The organism is Streptomyces mutomycini, assembly GCF_001700505.1.
In the GTDB taxonomy this organism is placed as follows: domain Bacteria; phylum Actinomycetota; class Actinomycetes; order Streptomycetales; family Streptomycetaceae; genus Streptomyces; species Streptomyces mutomycini.
The window spans coordinates 1-16,938 of sequence record NZ_MAPV01000214.1; the positions used below are offsets into that span (position 1 = coordinate 1).

7 protein-coding genes and 1 pseudogene are annotated in these 16,938 nt (G+C 70.7%); 4 read left to right on the forward strand and 4 right to left on the reverse strand.

All coding sequences use genetic code 11. From position 1 onward, the window contains the following. The 4 genes from BFF76_RS26740 to BFF76_RS26755 form a co-directional block, all read left to right on the forward strand. A partial coding sequence (locus tag BFF76_RS26740) for an acyltransferase domain-containing protein (protein WP_065849224.1) occupies window positions 1–3,376 on the forward strand: 3,376 nt, incomplete at its 5' end. Between the two features lie 112 nt (window positions 3,377–3,488). Beyond that, entirely contained in the window at window positions 3,489–5,282 is a 1,794-nt protein-coding gene (locus BFF76_RS26745; RefSeq protein ID WP_031100308.1) for a carbamoyltransferase family protein, read from the forward strand. Next, window positions 5,279–7,006 (forward strand): ABC transporter ATP-binding protein, encoded by a 1,728-nt coding sequence (locus BFF76_RS26750; RefSeq protein ID WP_065849225.1) that lies wholly within the window; start codon window positions 5,279–5,281, stop codon window positions 7,004–7,006. The genes BFF76_RS26745 and BFF76_RS26750 overlap by 4 nt, the downstream gene beginning before the upstream one ends. Further along, on the forward strand, window positions 7,003–8,574 hold the full coding sequence (locus BFF76_RS26755; RefSeq protein ID WP_065849226.1) for an ATP-binding cassette domain-containing protein: 1,572 nt from the start codon (window positions 7,003–7,005) through the stop codon (window positions 8,572–8,574). Before BFF76_RS26750 ends, BFF76_RS26755 begins: the two co-directional genes overlap by 4 nt. 72 nt (window positions 8,575–8,646) lie before the next feature. Here BFF76_RS26755 and rfbB read toward each other — a convergent pair whose 3' ends face one another. From rfbB to BFF76_RS26770, 4 genes and pseudogenes are all read right to left on the reverse strand, one after another. Continuing rightward, window positions 8,647–9,621: a dTDP-glucose 4,6-dehydratase gene (gene rfbB, locus BFF76_RS26760; protein ID WP_031100302.1), complete on the reverse strand. Its 975-nt coding sequence runs from the start codon at window positions 9,619–9,621 to the stop codon at window positions 8,647–8,649. Window positions 9,622–9,653: 32 nt separating this feature from the next. After that, the gene (gene rfbA / locus BFF76_RS26765; RefSeq protein ID WP_065849227.1) at window positions 9,654–10,523 is read right to left on the reverse strand and encodes a glucose-1-phosphate thymidylyltransferase RfbA; all 870 of its coding nucleotides are present in this window, start codon (window positions 10,521–10,523) and stop codon (window positions 9,654–9,656) included. Between the two features lie 378 nt (window positions 10,524–10,901). Further along, window positions 10,902–11,369 carry a hypothetical protein gene (locus BFF76_RS33100; protein ID WP_158709762.1) on the reverse strand — a complete coding sequence of 156 codons (468 nt, stop codon included), beginning with the start codon at window positions 11,367–11,369 and terminating at the stop codon, window positions 10,902–10,904. A gap of 15 nt (window positions 11,370–11,384) precedes the next feature. Continuing rightward, a pseudogene (locus BFF76_RS26770) lies at window positions 11,385–16,850 on the reverse strand (MupA/Atu3671 family FMN-dependent luciferase-like monooxygenase); the annotation flags it as partial. Between the last annotated feature and the right edge of the window lie 88 nt (window positions 16,851–16,938).

The window sequence follows — 16,938 nt, forward strand, 5'->3', positions numbered from 1 at the left end:
CGGCGGTGAGGTCGTGGCCCGGGGTGCGGGCGTGGCCGGGCGGGAGGCTGTCGGTGTGCTGCCGTGGGTGCTTTCCGCCAAGTCGTCTTCCGCGCTGCGGTCCCAGGCGGCGCGGTTGCGGGAGCACGCCGTGTCGCGCGATGTGGACCTGGCGGGGACGGCGGTGGCGCTGGCCACCGCCCGTACCGCTTTCGATCACCGTGCGGTCGTCCTCGCCGAGGACGCCACGGGCTTCACCACCGCCCTCGACACCCTCGCGGCCGGGGACGTTCCCGATGAGGCCGCCACGCGCGGCGTGGCCCGCGGGCCGCTGAGGACCGCGTTCGTCTTCCCCGACCGGGCCGAAGGGCTGGTCGACGCGGCAAGCGAACTCCTCGGCACCTCAACGGTGTTCGCCTCTGCCATGGCCGATTGCGCCGCCGCCCTGGCCCCGCACACCGGGTTCGCCCTCCTCGACGTCCTGCGCGACGAACCCGGCAGGCTCGCCGACCCGGCCGTCGCCCGCCCCGTCCTGTGGGCGGCCACGGTGTCGCTCGCCGAAATGTGGTCGGCCCTCGGCATCACCCCGGCCGCCGTCGTCGGCGTCGGGGTCGGCGAGATCGCCGCTGCCTGCGCCGCCGGCGTCCTGTCCCGCACCGAAGGCGCGCTGCTCGCCGCCGGCCAGGGCCGCCTGCTCGTCGAGCACGAGCACGAGCACGAGCACGATGACGATGACGACGCGGTCGCAGGCACCCCTGAAGCCGACTCCTCGCAGGAGCAGTTGAGGGCACTGGCGGCCCAGGTCACTGCGGGCGCCGGACGCGTACGGATGTACTCGGCCGTCACCGGGGCACGCCTCGCCGCCGGCGACCTGAACGCCGAGCACTGGTACCGCACCCTGCGCGAGCCGGCCGGCTCCGACGCCGCAGTGAAGGCGCTCCTCGGCGACGGCGTCGAGGCCGTCGTCGAGCTGGGCACCCTCGTCTCCCCGGAGACGGCCACCGCCGTCGAGGAGGCCACGGCGGCCGAAGGCCCCGACGTCCTGGTCACCGCCGCCCTGCGGCAGGGCCAGGAGGCGCGCCCCGCACTGCTGTCGACCGCCGCGGCGCTGTGGGCGCGCGGCGGCACCATCGACTGGGCGGCCCTGCTCGACCCGTCGGCGCGCCCCGCCGACGTACCCACGTACGCCTTCCAGCACCAGCGTTACTGGCTGGACGTCTCCACGCCCGCCGGTGACGCGGGCACCATGGGGCTCACGGCCGCCGACCACCCGCTCCTCACCGGCCTGGTCGAGCCCGCCGAGAGCGACACGGCCCTGCTCACCGGAAGGCTCGCGCAGGCCACCCACCCCTGGCTCGCCGACCACGCGGTCGGGGACACCGTCGTGCTGCCCGGCAGCGTCCTGCTCGACTGGGCGCTGTACGCGGGAGGCAGGCTCGGCTGTGCCCAGGTGGACGAACTCGCCCTGGAAGCACCGCTGGTCCTGGACCCGGACGCCGCCGTGCACGTCCAGGTCCAGGTCGGTGCGGCGGGCGAGGCGGGCCTGCGTACCCTGACCGTGCACTCCAGGTTCGGCCCCGCGTCCGGCGAGGAGGCGGGGGAGTGGACGCGCCACGCCCGAGCCGTCGTCGCGCCGGTCCTGCGGAGCCCCGTGGACACCTCGGAGTTCCGCGCGCTGTCCGGAGCCTGGCCGCCGCCCGGCGCACAGGCTCTCGAAGTCGACGCCCTCTACGCCGCGTCGGAGGAGCGGGGCCACGTCCACGGGCCTGCCTTCCGCGGCCTGCGCGCCGCCTGGCGCAACGGCACCGACATCCTCGCGGAAGTGGCGCTGCCCGACGAGGCGTCTGTCGCGGGGCACGGCTTCGGCGGCCTGCACCCGGCCCTGCTCGATTCCGCGCTGCACCCCCGCATCGCCGAGCAGCCGACGGACACGGGCGCGGACGGCACACAGGTGTGGCTGTCCGCCGCATGGGGCGGGGTGCGGATCCTTGACGCCGCAGGCACCACGAGCCTTCGCGTGCGGCTGTCCGACGCGGGAGACGGGGCGCTCGGCCTGCACATGGCCGACACGACGGGGCGGCCGGTCGCCGAGGCCCGCGAGCTGACTCTTCGAGCGGTGTCCACTGCCGGCTTCCGGCGTGACCGGCACGCCGAGGCCCCAACCCCGCAGACGCCCGCCCGGCGGCCTGTCGCCCGCTCCGCGCAGTCGGGGCAGGACGCCGTGGCGCGGGTCCTGGCTGCCGAGCCCGGCCGGCGGGCCCAGCTCGTCGAGGACCTCGTCCGTACCGAGCTCGCCGCGGTCCTCGGACACGGCGACCCCGAAGTCATCGACGTGGACGCCGAGTTTCTCGACCTGGGCGTGGACTCGATGGCGGGCATCGACATGCGCTCCAGGCTCGGCTCCCTCCTGCGCCTGGAACTCGCCGCGGCCACGCTGTTCGAGCACCCGACCACGGCGCTCCTCGCCGCGAACCTCGTCGACCTGATCGGCACCGCGCCCGAGCCCGGTGACGCGGGCACCACCGGCGCGACCGCCACCGCTCCCGCATCACCGTTCGACAGCCTGGAGGCCCTTTACCGCCAGTCCCACGCTCTCGGCAGGGCGGGCTCGACCGGCATGGACCTCATCCAGGCCGCAGGCCGGCTGCGCCCCGCCTTCGGCCACGAGACTGCGGCGGAGCACCTGCAGGAACCCGTCCGTCTCGCCAGGGGCGATGCGGACCGCGCGGTTCTCGTCTGCGTCCCGGCCATCACGGCGACTGCGGGACCTCTCCAGTACGTCGGGCTCGCCCAGCAGATCCAGGGCGAACGTGATGTGATGGTGCTGGTCAACACCGGCTTCAGGGAAGGTGAGTTGGTGCCGCAGTCGTTCGAGGCGTACCTCGGCCTCCAGGTTGAGGTACTGCGCAGGGCCGTGGGCTCGCGGCCCTTCGTGCTGCTCGGGCACTCCGCGGGCGGGCTGATCGGGCACGCCCTTGCCGCGCAGGCGGAACGAGAAGGGCTTGCGCCCTCGGGCACCGTCGTCCTGGACACCTTCCAAGCCGGTACGCAGTTCTCCGACGACCTGAGCCGGGCCATGCTGGAGGGGCTCTTCGCCCGCGAACACCTCTTCGGCAGCGACGCGTTGAGCGGCGTCCGCCTCAGTGCGATGGGGCACTACCACACGCTGATGGACGAGTGCGCGATCGCCGAGGTCAAGGCTCCGACGCTCTTCGTGCGCGCCGGCAAGCCCCTGCCGTACCAGGCCGACGGCTTCGACGACGACGGCTGGCGGGCTGCCTGGCCCCTTCCTCACACGCTGGTCACCACAGAGGGCGACCACTTCACGCTCATGGAGGAGAACATCGCCGTGACCGCCGCCGCGATCCGCGGATGGCTCGCGGAACGGGACATCTGAACCAACCCGGGGCAGAAGGCGGTTCCGCCCTTCGTGGCTACCGGCCGCTCATTCCGGCCACAACATGACAAGCACGGCTCACAGGGACCCGTGCACCAGAGGAGACAGCGCAGTGATAGTTCTTGGCTACAACGGTTTCTCCCGAGCCGGCGAGCTGTTCGGCAAGCTCTACGGCTATACGCAGGACAGCGTCGACCGGCACAGCTTCCTCGGGCACGACGCGGCCGCGGCACTGTTCGTCGACGGCAAGCTGGTTGCCGCCGTCGAGGAAGAGCGCATGAACCGCCAGAAGAAGACCACCGCCTTCCCGATCAACGCCATGCGCTGGGTCCTCGGCCAGGCGGGGCTCGACTTCTCCGACGTCGACTACTACGCCTTCGGCTGGCGGTTCAGCCCGGAGTTCGCCGACGCGGCCATCTCCAAGATCGCCGGTTCGCCGATACCTCCCGAGTACAAGTTCCAGGCTCTCTCCGGCTTCGGCGAGCTCTACACCGGCATGCTCGGCAAGAACGCGATCCTCGAGGACTTCGTCCGTAACACCGGGTACGAGCTGGCCGAGGACAAGCTCGTCCCGGTCCCGCACCACCGGGCACACCTCGCCTGCGGCCGCACCTTCTCCGGCTTCGACGACACCGCGTTCATCATCAGCGACGGCCAGGGCGAGGCGGACAGCGCCATCATGGGCGAGGTCCGCGATGGCGAGGTGAAGGTGTTCGAGCAGTTCACGATCGACGCCCAGAACTCGATCGCCCAGCTCTTCGCGGAGATCACGCGATACCTCGGCTTCACCCCGAACAATGACGAGTACAAGGTCATGGGCCTCGGCGGGTTCGGCGAGCCGCCGGCACAGGAGGACAACCCGATCCTCAACCATGTCGTCACCTTCGACGGCCCCGGGCGCTACTCGCTGGCCCTGGCCAACGACCCTCGTGGTCCTCGCGCCTACCTCCCCCTCTTCGACGAGATCTTCGGCGGCAACGACGACAACCGGGGTGAGTTCGAGTTCCAGGTTCGTGTCGCGAGCGCCGCTCAGCAGGCCCTCGAAGTCGTCACCGCGCACCAGTTGCGCGCCCTCGCCGACGTCACCGACCTGCGCAACCTCATCTACGAGGGTGGTGTGGCGCTCAACTGCGTCAACAACACCAAGCTCCTGGAGGACCTGCCGTTCGAGCGCGCCGAGGTCAGCTTCGGCGCCAGCGACCCGGGTGTCTCCATCGGTGCCGCGGCCCACGTCGTCCGCGAGAAGAACGTCCCGCTCGTGCCCGTGAAGACTCCCTACCTCGGCCCCGAGTACACCGCCGAGGAGATCGTCGCCACCCTGGACGCCTACACCGATCGTGTCGTCTGGGAGGAGCACGCCGACGGAGCGATCGTCGCGAAGACCGCCGAACTGCTCAGCGGCAAGACCGTCATCGGCTGGTTCCAGGGCCGTACCGAGTACGGTCCGCGCGCGCTCGGTAACCGCTCCATCCTGGCCAACCCCTCCCACGCGGACATGAAGGACATCATCAACACCCGCGTCAAGCACCGAGAGCCGTTCCGTCCCTTCGCCCCGATCGTCCTGGAAGAGGACGCGCCCAAGGTCTTCGAGATGGGCAAGAAGGAGCGCTCGCCGTACATGACCTTCGTGTTCCCGGTGAAGCCCGAGTACACGCAGACCATCGCGGCCGCCACGCATGTCGACGCCACCTCCCGCATCCAGACCGTGACGGACGACAGCAACCCCCGGCTGGCCGGGCTGCTCCGCGAATTCACCGCGCGCACCGATGTGCCGTGCCTGGTCAACACCTCCTTCAACGTCGCGGGCGAGCCGGTTGTCAATTCCCCGAAGGACGCGCTCGAGTGCTTCCTCGGAACCGACATCGACTTCCTGGTCCTCGGTGATCACCTGGTCACGAAGCGATGAGCGCATCGACCGGAATCGTCTGGCGCACCCGTACGGCGCTCGCCCTGGAAGCGGCCGCGGCGGTGGCCACGGTAGGCCCCGTCCTCGCCTTCGTCGAGGTGTGCCGGGAACTGCTCGACGGCGACCCCGACGGCGGCAGGATCTACCGGCTCGTCCTCGTGGCCGCCGCCGCGGCGGTCGTCGGGTTCGTGGTCCAACTGGTGGGCCGTGCCCTGAGCAAGGAGGCGGGGGCGCGCACCCAGGACGCACTGCTTCTCGCGGTCACCGGCAGGCTGCGCGGCGCACGTGCCGCCCGGCCCCTGCACGCCGCCTGGACGGAGCACGGCACCACACTGGGCCGTGACATCGTCTCCATGGGGGTCACGGTGGGCCGGGCGGGGTCGGAACTCCTCTCGGCGGGTCTCGTGTTCCTCCTGTCGGTCGGCTATCTGTTCTGGGTCGACTGGCTGATGGCACTCATCACGCTGGCCCCGATCCTGATCGGCTTCGTCGTCTTCGGCTTCATCTCCGCGCGCTTCTTCCGCGAGATGGCGACCGACTACGCGGAGAGCATCGGTGGCATCGACGCGGTACGCCCCACCGTGGACCTGCCGCGCCGCGTCAGCCCGGTCGGTACGCGGGCCCACACCGCCGCCGCCACCCGGCGATCCGCAGCCCGGCTGGCCGACGTCACTGATGAGTTCAGCGAGTTCTTCCGGAGCCGCATCGGCTTGCTGCTGGGCGGCCGGGCGCTGGCCGAGATCGCCTTCTCACCGCTGACCGTGCTCGTCTTCGTCCTGTGCGGGGGCGCCCTGCTGACCCGCTCGGAGTGGCTGGCCCCGGCCGACCTGATCCCGTTCCTGCTGGTTGGCACGGGACTGGCCGCACCCTTGCTGGCCATCACCTACTTCGTCGAAGAAGTGGGTGAGGGCAAGAAGGCCGCGGCACGCCTGGGTCAGTTCGCGCCCGGGAGCCTGCCCTCCGCGACGGCCCCGTCAGAGGCGGCAGGCGGGGCGGACACCACCGGCACCGCCGACGGCGTGGCCCCAGAGGCCGAGCCGGCCCGGAGCCCCGCCCTGGAGCTGCCCGAGCGCGGGGTGCTGACCGTCGTCGCCACCACCGACGCGGGCGCGGACTCGGTCATCGACCGGCTGCTCACCGATACGCCCGAGGAGCGGCTCGCCGCGGTGGAGGCCGACCCTGCCGTCGTGATCGGCCCTATCGGCGCCTACATCACCGCCGACCGTACGGACGGCAGCACCGCGGAGGCCGAACGCGCCGCGCGCACCGCCGGCTGCCACGACACGATCGCCGCGCTGCCCCGGGGCTACGACGCGATCGTCGGCTCCGAGGCGCCGCAGTCGTACCCCGAGCTCCAGCGGCTCGCGCTCGCCCGGCTGCTCGCCGCGGACCGCGAGGTCGTCCTGCTCGACGAGAGGGCCTTTCCCGGCCGTCCGGACATCATCCGGGCAGCGGTCGCCGAACTGTGCGACCGCGCGGCCGTGCTGGTCGTCTCCACCGGTCCGCCCGCGGTGGTCGACGGCGGGATCGTGGTGACCGAAGCCGGGAAGGTGGTGGCATCGGGTACTCACGAGGAACTGGCCGGTCCCGGCAGCCCGTACGCCGGGCTGCTCGGCCCCGTCGGATTGCTCGGCCCCGTCGGGGGACCGAGCCGTGCTGCGGACCCCGTGGCCCTGTCCACCGGGTCCGCAGGAACCCCCGCGTCTCAGGAGGTGCCCCGATGAGGGCCGTACTCGCTCGCTTCCTGCAGATCTCGGGGAGAAAGAAACTGGCATCCCTGTGCCTGTTCCTGCTCCTGGGCGCCGTCGTCCAGGGGGTCGCCTTCACCTTCGTCGTGCCCATCACGACGGGCCTTCTCACCCCAGGTGCGGCAGCGCCCTGGGGCTGGATCGCCGCCCTCGCGGCCGTCAGCCTGGTGTACGCGGTACTTCACCACCGCAGCGTGCCCCTCGGTAACGAGCTGGGTGCCGAACTGGTGACCACCCTGCACAGGAAGGTCGCCGAGCACACGGCGACACTGCCCAACCGCACCCTCGGAGTGGGGCGTTCCGACCGGCTGGCCGCGCTCGACGGCACCGCGGTCGTGGTCCTGATGGGACTTCCCGCACACGTCATGCGGCCGGTGGTGGCCGCGGTCGCCACACCGCTGACCGTCATCGTCATCAGCGCCTTCGTCAACCTGCAGATGGCCCTGACTCTGGCGGCGGGGCTGATCGTGCTGGCGCTGTGCTCCTTCCTCGTGGTCCGGCTGCTGTCACGCAGCGAGGAGCCCGACGGGTCGGAGTGGCTCCGCAGGAGTTACGAGCAGCGGGGCGCGGGGCGCCAGGGCGGCTTCCTGCCGACCGCCACCGGCGAGGTGCTGCTGTGGCGGGCGGTCGAACTCGCCGCGTGCGCCGCTGTCGGCGCCTGCGGGGCGGCCGTCTCCGCCGACGGGCTCTCGGGAACCAGGGGTGTCGCACTGATCGTGCTGTCGGTACTCACGTACCGGCCCATGATGGAAGCCGTCCTGCTGACCAGTACGGTCATGAACGCACACGAGGTGATGGCCACCATCGGCAGGCTGCTGGACATCGGGGATTCCGGGTCGCAGGAGGTCCGGCCGGGCGCCGACTGGCCCGACAGCACCGACCTCGTCTTCGACGGCGTCAGTGTGCGGGTGGAGGGCACGACCGTGCTCGACACGGTCTCGTTCGAGATCCCGGGCGGCACGACCACGGCGCTCGTCGGAACCCCCGACGGCACCCGGCTGCTGCTCGGCGACTTGCTGACCGGCGACGTCGCGCCGACGTCCGGACAGGTGCGCATCGGCGGAGTGGACGTCACCTCCCTCGCCCCGTCCGTCGTGGAGCGGCACATCGCCCGGGTCCGCCCGCAGGATCCGAGGTACACGCGTGAGGAGGCGGGCCGGCTGGTCGCCTCCTTCCCCGACCGGCTGACGGACCGGCCCGGTGTACAGGACGGGTTGGACCGGCTGCGCGCCGCGGTGGTTGTGGAGGACACCGCTTCCGAGCCGCTGACCGAGTCCCGGACGGAGCCGCTCTCCTCTGAGGACCGCTGGCGGCTGGCGTTGCTGTGTGCCCTGTCCGCCGATCCTTCCCTGGTGGTGGTGGACGCGACGGCCGGTACGGATCCGTTCGAAGCCGACCCCCGGCTGGCCGAACTGTTCACCGGGCTCTCCCGGGACCGCACGTGCTGGTTCCTGACGGGCATCGGCGGCGAACTCCCGCCTTGCGAAAGGCTGGTGGAAGTATCGGGTTCCCGAGCCACCGCACGGATCGCAGTGCCGAGCTGAAAGGGGAGAGGGGGCCGGGCCACAGCCTTCACGACTGTGGCCCGGCCCCCTCTTCGTGGAAGCGCGGCGAGACTAAGCGGCGCCCCGCCAGAGGCCGTGGTGCCGGCGGTACCAGTCGACCGTCGCCGCGAGGCCCTCGTCGAACTCCACCGCAGGCCGGTAGCCCAAGGTGTGCGAGATCTTGGAGATGTCCATCGCGTACCGCCGGTCGTGACCCTTGCGGTCGGCCACCTGTTCCACCATCGAGCCGTCCGCGCCGAGCAGTTCGAGCAACCGCTCGGTCAGCGCGCGATTGGTCAGTTCCGTTCCGCCGCCGACATTGTAGATTTCCCCGGACTTTCCGCTCGCGGCCACCAGTGCAATGCCCCGGCAATGGTCGTCGACGTGCAGCCAGTCACGAATGTTCTCGCCGTCGCCGTAGAGCGGCACTTTTCGGCCGGTCAGTAGACGGGAAACGAACAGTGGAACAATTTTCTCCGGGTACTGGTGCGGTCCGTAGGTGTTGGATCCCCGCGTGAGGCACACCGGCAGGCCGTGGGTGCGGTGAAAGGCGAGCACCATGAGGTCGGCGGACGCTTTCGAAGCGGCGTAGGGGGAATTTGGGGCCAGCGGCTCCTCTTCCGTCCACGGCTCTCCGTCGGCGTCCAGGGAGCCGTACACCTCGTCGGTCGATACATGGACGAATTTGCTGACCCCGGTGTCCAGTGCGGCGGTCAGCAGTGTCTGTGTCCCCAGCACGTTGGTCCGCACGAATTCCGCGGCCCCGGATATGGAACGGTCGACATGGGACTCGGCGGCGAAGTGCACTACGAGATCCATGCCCCGCATCACTTCCGGCATCAGTTGCGTGTCGCAGATGTCGCCCTCGACGAAGCGCAGGGTGGGGCTCTCGGACACCGGTGCGAGATTTTCTCTTCTTCCTGCGTAGGTTAGTTTGTCGACCACCGTCACCTCGGCGCCGGCCAACTCGGGGTAACTGTTCTGCAAGGTCTGTCGGACGAAGTGCGAGCCGATGAACCCGGCACCCCCGGTGACAAGTATGCGCACGGGCCACCTCTCAGTATGGGATGGGTGAGAAATCAGGTGTGGTGGGAGATCTCCATCAGGTATTTGCCGTAGTCCGTCTTTGCCAGCTGACTGCCGAGTTCGTAACACGCCGCGGCGTCGATGAAGCCCATGCGGAAGGAGATCTCCTCCAGGCATGCGATCCGTACTCCCTGGCGCTGTTCCAGCGTCTGGACGAACTGCGAGGCCTGGAGCAGCGAGTCGTGGGTCCCGGTGTCCAGCCAGGCGAATCCGCGCCCGAGGTTGACCATCCTGGCCCTGCCCTGCTCCAGGTAGACGCGGTTCACATCGGTGATCTCCAACTCGCCACGCGGCGAGGGGCGCACGTTCTTGGCCACGTCCACCACGTTGTTGTCGTACACGTACAGACCCGTGATGGCCAGGTCGGACTTGGGTGCGACCGGCTTCTCCTGCAGGGAGATCAACTGCCCGTTGGCATCCACCTCGCCGATGCCGTAGCGCTCGGGGTCGCCGACCGAATAGCCGAACAGCACACAGCCGTCGAGATTCTGTATCTCCGCCTGGAGAAGTCTTCCGAATCCGGGGCCGTGGTAGATGTTGTCGCCCAGTACGAGCGTCACCGGTTCGTCGCCGATGAAATCGGCTCCGATGAGAAGTGCCTCGGCAATTCCGTTCGGCTCCGCCTGCGCGGCGTACTCGATATTGATTCCGAGCTGGCTGCCGTCTCCCAGGAGTTCCCGGAAAGCGCCTACGTGCTGGGGTGAGGAAATAATCAGGATGTCCCGGATCTTGCCCAGCATCAGCACCGAGAGCGGGTAGTAGATCAACGGCTTGTTGTATACCGGAAGCATTTGCTTCGAGACGGCGTGCGTCAGTGGGTATAACCGGGTGCCAGTGCCTCCGGCCAGAACTATGCCCTTCATGCGACCACACTTCCGTAAGTGGCTGGAGTGTTGGAGTTAGAGAAGTCGGCTCGGTCTGCGGTGGGTGCCGCTGACGAAATCTCTCTCAAAGCGGCATAATTTGCTCGGAGCGACTTGATTTTTCCGTTGCTCGAATGCGAGCGTAGAGTTTCGGCTCGTTGCTGTCAACGTGACCTCGGACTCTTTCCCGGCAGCCTCCGCGATGCCAACTCCTTGCCCTCTCCGAACGAGTTGGCGTCCAGATTTCCACTCCCCGGGTCTTCCTGCGGGCGTGGTTCGCCAGGGCATGGCCGCGCCCGTTCAGGACAATTAGTTCACGTGTGCCGGCCATTTCTCTCCGACCCGTTCGCGCCGGAGTGCTCGGCCGTGTAACGGCAGTCAGGGCGAAACCGTTGCGGACCAGCCGGCGGCCTGGGAAGCCTCTCGATTCCCGCCCTCCCACCACGGGCCAGGCGGAGGACCAGTCGGGCGGACAAGGCACTCTTTTCGGGTTTCATCATGATTTCTGCCTTCCTGCACTCCCACTTCAGCCCGGTCAGGAACCCCCGCCGGCAGCGGTCCGCGCGGCTCCGTGTCTCTGCCGATGGCGCAGTCGGTGGATCGGACCAAGGGCGCCGCCCGGTACCCGTCACGGTGCGTCATGCGGCCGAGGATGCCGTCCGGCCGCTGAGGAGCCCCGCGCCTGTCAGGCACCACCGGCACGGCGGGCACGCCCAGCCGGGACAGGGTGCGCCGAGCGCATACGGGTACGGTCGCGAACTGCCTCGTCGAGCCGGACCCCGTCCCCCCAGGTGGCCCGGACCGTTTCGACCGCCTCGACACCGAAGGAGCAGCCCGGTGAGGCATCCGCCATCCGGCGCGTCAGAGGGCGCGTGGCGCGGGCAGCGGCTGGTGCGGGTCCCGGGTGACGTGGCGGAGGTGCTCGCCGAAGGACCGGGCCCAGGACTCGACGGTGGACTCGTCGAAGAGATCCGTCGAGTACTCGAAGGTGCCGGTGATGGTGTCGGCACCCGGTACCAGGACCGCGTACAACTCGTTGCGGGCCACGCCCGACGTCGGGAGGCCGCGTACCGAGGCCGAGAGCGAGCCCATGTCCAGGGTGGGCGGCGGTGTGGTGACCACGGTGAAGAGCACGGTCGGGAACAGCGAGGCGCCCGTCCCCGGTGAGACCAGCTCCACCACGTCCGTCAGGGGCAGTTCCTGATGGTCGAGCGCGGCGAAGAGCGTCGAACCCAGCTGTGTCACCAGGTCGGCGAACGTGGCGGCCTCGCCCAGCCGGGCGCGCAGCAGGACCGCGTCCCCCAGGATACCGACCACGTCGGACCGGTCGCGGTGGGTGCGGTTCGCGCTGGAGGCGGCCAGGACCACGTCCGGGAGACCGCCGCACAGCCCGGACGCCCAGCTCGCGAACGTCGCGGCCAGGACGGTGTACGGAGTGGTCCCCAGGCGGGTCGCCGTCTCCGCCAGCCGCCGCGGGGCGTCCCCGTCGATGACCCATGTGTGCAGCGCGCCCCTGCCGGACAGCTTCGCGGGGCGCGGCCGGTCGTACGGCAACGGCAGCCGCAGGGGTACGCCGTCGAGTTCGGTGCGCCAGAACCGTTCGAGTTCCGCCCTGCGCTCCTTGCCCAGATCGTGTTCCGTGCGAGCGAAGTCGGTGAACTGTATTGCAGGCTGGGGGAGTTGACTGTCAGTGCCCTGCTGTCGGGCGTCATGGAGCTTCTGGAGTTCGTGCCAGATGACCCCCATGGACCAGCCGTCGCAGACGGCGTGGTGGAACACGGTGACCAGCACCCAGCGATCCCCTCCGAGCCGCGCGAGCCGGAAGCGGAACAGCGGCGCGAGGTCCATCGCCAGCGGGCGGGTGGCCTGGTCCCGGCACCACCGCTCCACAGCACCGTCGTCGTCGGCCAGCGCGGTCAGATCGTCCACCGGCAGGTCCACGGGCACGTGGGACAGCACCTCGATCAGATGCCGCCCGTCGCGGTGCACGGCTCTGCTCCGCAGCGCGTGATGCCGCGCCACCAGATCCTCCAGCGCACCCGCCAGGTTCCGGGGATCGAGTGCGCCCTCCAGGTCGATGCGGTGCGCGACGTTGTAGACGCCGGGGTCGAAGTGCTCGTGGTGCCGGTGCCACAGCCTGCGCAGCGTGGAAGGCATCGGCGCCGTATCCACCACCCGGCCGGGGGAGGCGGGCCGCTCGGCGCGTCCCGCGACACCACGGATGGTTGGTTCCAGGAAGAACTCGGCCATGGACAGCTCGATGCCCAGCTGGTCCGCCGTGCGGTTCAGCAGCCTGATCGCGCCGAGGGAGTGACCGCCGAGCTCGAAGAACGACCCGGTGACCGGCACCTTGCGCGCGCCCAGCTCGTCGCACCACAGCTCGTGCAGGGACTTCTCCAGCCGGGTCGCGGGCTGTGCGTCCTCGCCCCCGGCCGTGTCGTCCGGCTCGGGCTCGGGCAGCCGGCTCCGGTCCAGCTTGCCCGAGGTGTTCACCGGGAGCCGGTCCAGGCACACCCAGCGGCGCGGCACCAGATGGCCGGGGAGCTCCGCGGACAGCGCGGCGCGCAGCCCGCCCAGGTCCGCCGCAGGTGCGGCGGGGACCACGTACGCGACGAGCTCACTGTCGCCGTGCTGGTCACGGCGGGACACGACGGCCGCGTCCCGCACCCCGGGCAGGGTGCTCAACGCCCCCTGGACCTCAGCCGGTTCCACCCGGTACCCCCGGATCTTGACCTGATCGTCCGTGCGGCCGCAGTACTGCAGTGAGCCGTCCGTACGCCAGCGTCCGAGGTCCCCCGTCCGGTACGACACGGAACCCGCGCCGTCGGGGAGGAAGGCGCCGGCCGTCTCGGCCGGGCGGGCGTGGTAGCCGTGCGCGACCGGCGCGCCTCCCACGTGGATCTCGCCGACGGCACCCGGAAGCACCTCGTGCCCCGCGCCGTCCAGCAGGGCGATCCGCGCTCCCGGCACCGGCGTGCCGATCGGTGGCCACTCCTCGCCACGGGGGTCGACCCGGTGCGAGGTGACGATGACGGAGGTCTCCGTCGGCCCGTACTGGTTGTACAGCGCGCACCGGGGGTGAGCGGCGAGGAAGCGGCGGAAGGCGTCGGTGAGCTGCAGCGCCTCTCCGGCCGAGAACAGCTCCCGCAGCGACGGCAGTTCGGGCTGCGTCTCGATCAGATACCTGAGCGGTGTGGAGGGCATGAACATCCGCTGCACCTTGTGGCGGCGTACGGCCTCCGCGACAGCCGCGGGGTCGTGCCGCACCTCGTCGTCGATCAGCACCAGCGTCGCCCCGGAGCACAGCGTGGTGAAGGTCTCCTGCACGCTGACGTCGAACGAGGGCGACGTCCACTGGAGGGTGCGCAACCCGGCGTGCGTGTCCATGTGGCCTCGCACGAGGTTGACCGGGCCGCGGTGCGGGACGACGACTCCCTTGGAGCGGCCGGTCGACCCCGAGGTGTAGATGCAGTACGCGGGGTCCTCGGGCCGCGCTCCGCCGGCCGGGGGGCCGGCCGCGGGGACGGCGTCGATCTCGTCCACGAGCCGCACGGGCAGCCCCGGCCGGAGCCCGGGATGCCGCGCGAGGACGGAGGCGGAGGCCAGCAGCAGGACGGGTGCGCCGTCGTCGAGGAGGGCGGCGAGCCGCGGCGAGGGCATCGAGGGGTCGAGCGGCAGATACGCGGCGCCGCTCTTGAGCACCCCCAGCACGGCGGCGACCAGCTCCGGGCCGCGCGGCAGCAGCAGCGCCACGCGCTCCCCGGGCACGGCTCCACCGGCTCGCAGGACGTGGGCCAGTGTGTTCGCGCGCGTGTCCAGTTCCCGGTAGCGGACGCTCTCCTCACCGTGCACCAGCGCGACGGCGTCCGGTGTCCGCAGCGCCTGCTGTTCGAACAGCCCGTGCAGGGTCTCCTCGACGGCGGGTGACGGTTCGTCCAGGCGCCCCAGCCTTGCGAGGGACGCGCGGTCGGCGGCGGTCACCGCGGTCAGTTCGTGAAGCGGCGCGCCCGGGGTCTCCAGGGCGCGGCGCAGCACCTGCTCCACGTGGTGCGTGAAGCGACGCACCGTGGCCTCGTCGAACAGGGCCGTGTCGTACTCGACCATGAAGCGCACGCCCTCGCGGTGGTGCGTGAAGTAGACGGTCAGGTCGAACGGGGCGCGCGCGCTCGGCACGTCGAGCAGTGTCGCCGCCAGCCGGGGCGGGTCGAACGTCACCTCGCCCTCGTTCTCGTACTCCACCATCACCTGGAAGAGCGGGTTGCGCCCCGGATCCCGGCGCGGGTTGAGCGCCCCGACCAGTTCGTCGAAGGGGACGCCGCTGTGCTCGTACGCCGCTGTGCTGCTGGCGCGCACCCGGTGCAGCAGGGTCGGGAAGTCCGGGTCGCCGGCGAGATCCAGACGCAGGGGCACGGTGTCGAGGAAGAGCCCGACATGGTGCTCGGCGCCGGCGGGCCGGGCTGCGACCGCGGTGCCGAGGACCACGTCGTGCTGCCCGCTCAGCCGGCCGAGGACCGCTGCGACGGCACCTGTCAGTGCCATGAAGGGAGTGGTCCGGTGACCGGCGGCGAACGCCTTCACAGCACCGGCCAGTTCGGCGTCCAGTTCGTGGGTCAGGCTCGCTCCCGCTCCCGACCTCACCGGGGGACGGGGCCGGTCGGCGGGCAGGTCGAGTTCCGGTGCCCCGGCGAGCTCACGCCTCCAGAAGTCGAGGGACGCGGCGTGGTCCGCCGGACGGGACGGGGCCACCTCCGGCAGGGGCGGCAACTCGGGGGCTCCGGGCTCGGCGGCGCGGTAGCAGGCGGCCAGGTCGCGGACGAGCACCGCCGTGGAGGACGAGTCGAAGACGATGTGGTGGGCCAGCAGGAAGAGCAGATGCCGCTCCTCGGAAAGGCGCAGCAGCCTTGCCGTCACCAGCGGCCCCTCGCGCAGGCCGAGGACCCGGCGCCCCTCCGTCTCGAGCGTGGCCCGCAGCGCCTCGTCCTCCGTCGCACCCGTGTGGTCGTCGACCGGGCATTCGATCCGTACCCGGTCACGAATCTCCTGGTGCGGCACGCCGTCGGAGTCGCCGAACGTCGTCCGCAGCGCCGGATGCCGGTCGGCGACCTGCTGGAGGGCCCGTCGCAGAGCGGGTACGTCCAGCGGCCCGTCCAGACGGATCGCCTTGGGCTCGTGGTACATGCTGGTCCTCGGATGCAGCTGCTCCAGGAACCAGATGCGGCGCTGCGCGGGCGACAACGGCACTCGCTTCGGAGCGAGGTCCGCCCGCTCCCGGGCCCCGGACTGCTCGCGGCGTCGGACCCGGTCGAGCAGCGGCAGGGCATCGAGGACCCGCTCCGTCGGCACGCCGAAGTCCACGAAGCAGGCGATCTCGTCCGTCCCCGCGGCCACCAGGCGGCGCACCGTCTCGGCCGCTGTGTGCTCGTCGCCGATCAGAGCACGCGAGGCGCAGTAGCGTTCATACGCCCGTTCGAGGAGGAACTCGACGTCCTCCTCCGGAGTGTTGTCGAGGTCCGCCGTGAAGCCCAGGCTGTTGGTGACCTGCCCGAAGAGGGACAAGGACGAACGCAGGTACGACACGAACGGCCGGTACGCCTCGGCCCGTGCGCGGTCCGCGTCCTCACCGAGATACGTGTGCACCAGCACCACCACCCGGCCCGCAGCCGGATCGAGGCCGTGCTCGGCGCGGGTGCGCCGGTACAGTGCGATGTTCTCCGCCAGTTGCTCCACGGTCTGTGTCATCAGGTTCGTGACCACGCCCAGGCCCTCGGCCGCCGCCCGACGGTAGCTGTCCGGGTTGCTCACCACCGCGACGTACAGGGGGAGTTCCGGCTGCAGGGGGCGGGGGTGGAGGCTGATCTCGACGGGCTCACCGTCGCCGGCGGTCGTCGGCAGGGACTGCCCCGACCAGAGCTGCCGCACGGTCGCCAACTGCTCGTACATCAGTTCTCGGTGCCGGCCGAAGTGCTGCGGGGCGAGAGAGAAGTCGGTGGCGTGCCAGCCGCCGGCGACGCAGAGACCCGCCCGGCCGCCGGAGATGTTGTCGACGACCGACCATTCCTCGGCGACCCGCACCGGATGGTGCAGCGGCAGGACGACCGAGCCCGCGTGCAGCCTGATGCGGCTGGTGTGGGCCGCGAGCGCGGCGGCGAGCACGGAGGGGTTGGGGAAGAGCGCGCCGAAGGAGTTGAAGTGACGCTCCGGGAGCCACAGGGCGTGGAAACCGTGCTCGTCCGCGTACTTCGAAGCCTCCATGATCAGCGCGTACTTGTCGCGGTCGGCGTCCTCGGGGTAGTCGCCGAAGAAGTACAGGCTGAAGTCGCACCCGGCGGTGGGCGCGGACACGGACCGCTGCTGCTCGCGATCCGGTTCGGGGGAGTACGGCGTGAGGGGCGTGCTGGGGGCCTGGGTGTGGGCC

Coding starts and splice junctions, on each gene's coding strand:
- BFF76_RS26750 (WP_065849225.1), top strand. CDS start 5,279: ATGAGCGCATCGACCGGAATCGTCTGGCGCACCCGTACGGCGCTCGCC.
- BFF76_RS26755 (WP_065849226.1), top strand. CDS start 7,003: ATGAGGGCCGTACTCGCTCGCTTCCTGCAGATCTCGGGGAGAAAGAAA.
- rfbA (WP_065849227.1), bottom strand. CDS start 10,523: ATGAAGGGCATAGTTCTGGCCGGAGGCACTGGCACCCGGTTATACCCA.
- BFF76_RS33100 (WP_158709762.1), bottom strand. CDS start 11,369: ATGCCTCACCGGGCTGCTCCTTCGGTGTCGAGGCGGTCGAAACGGTCC.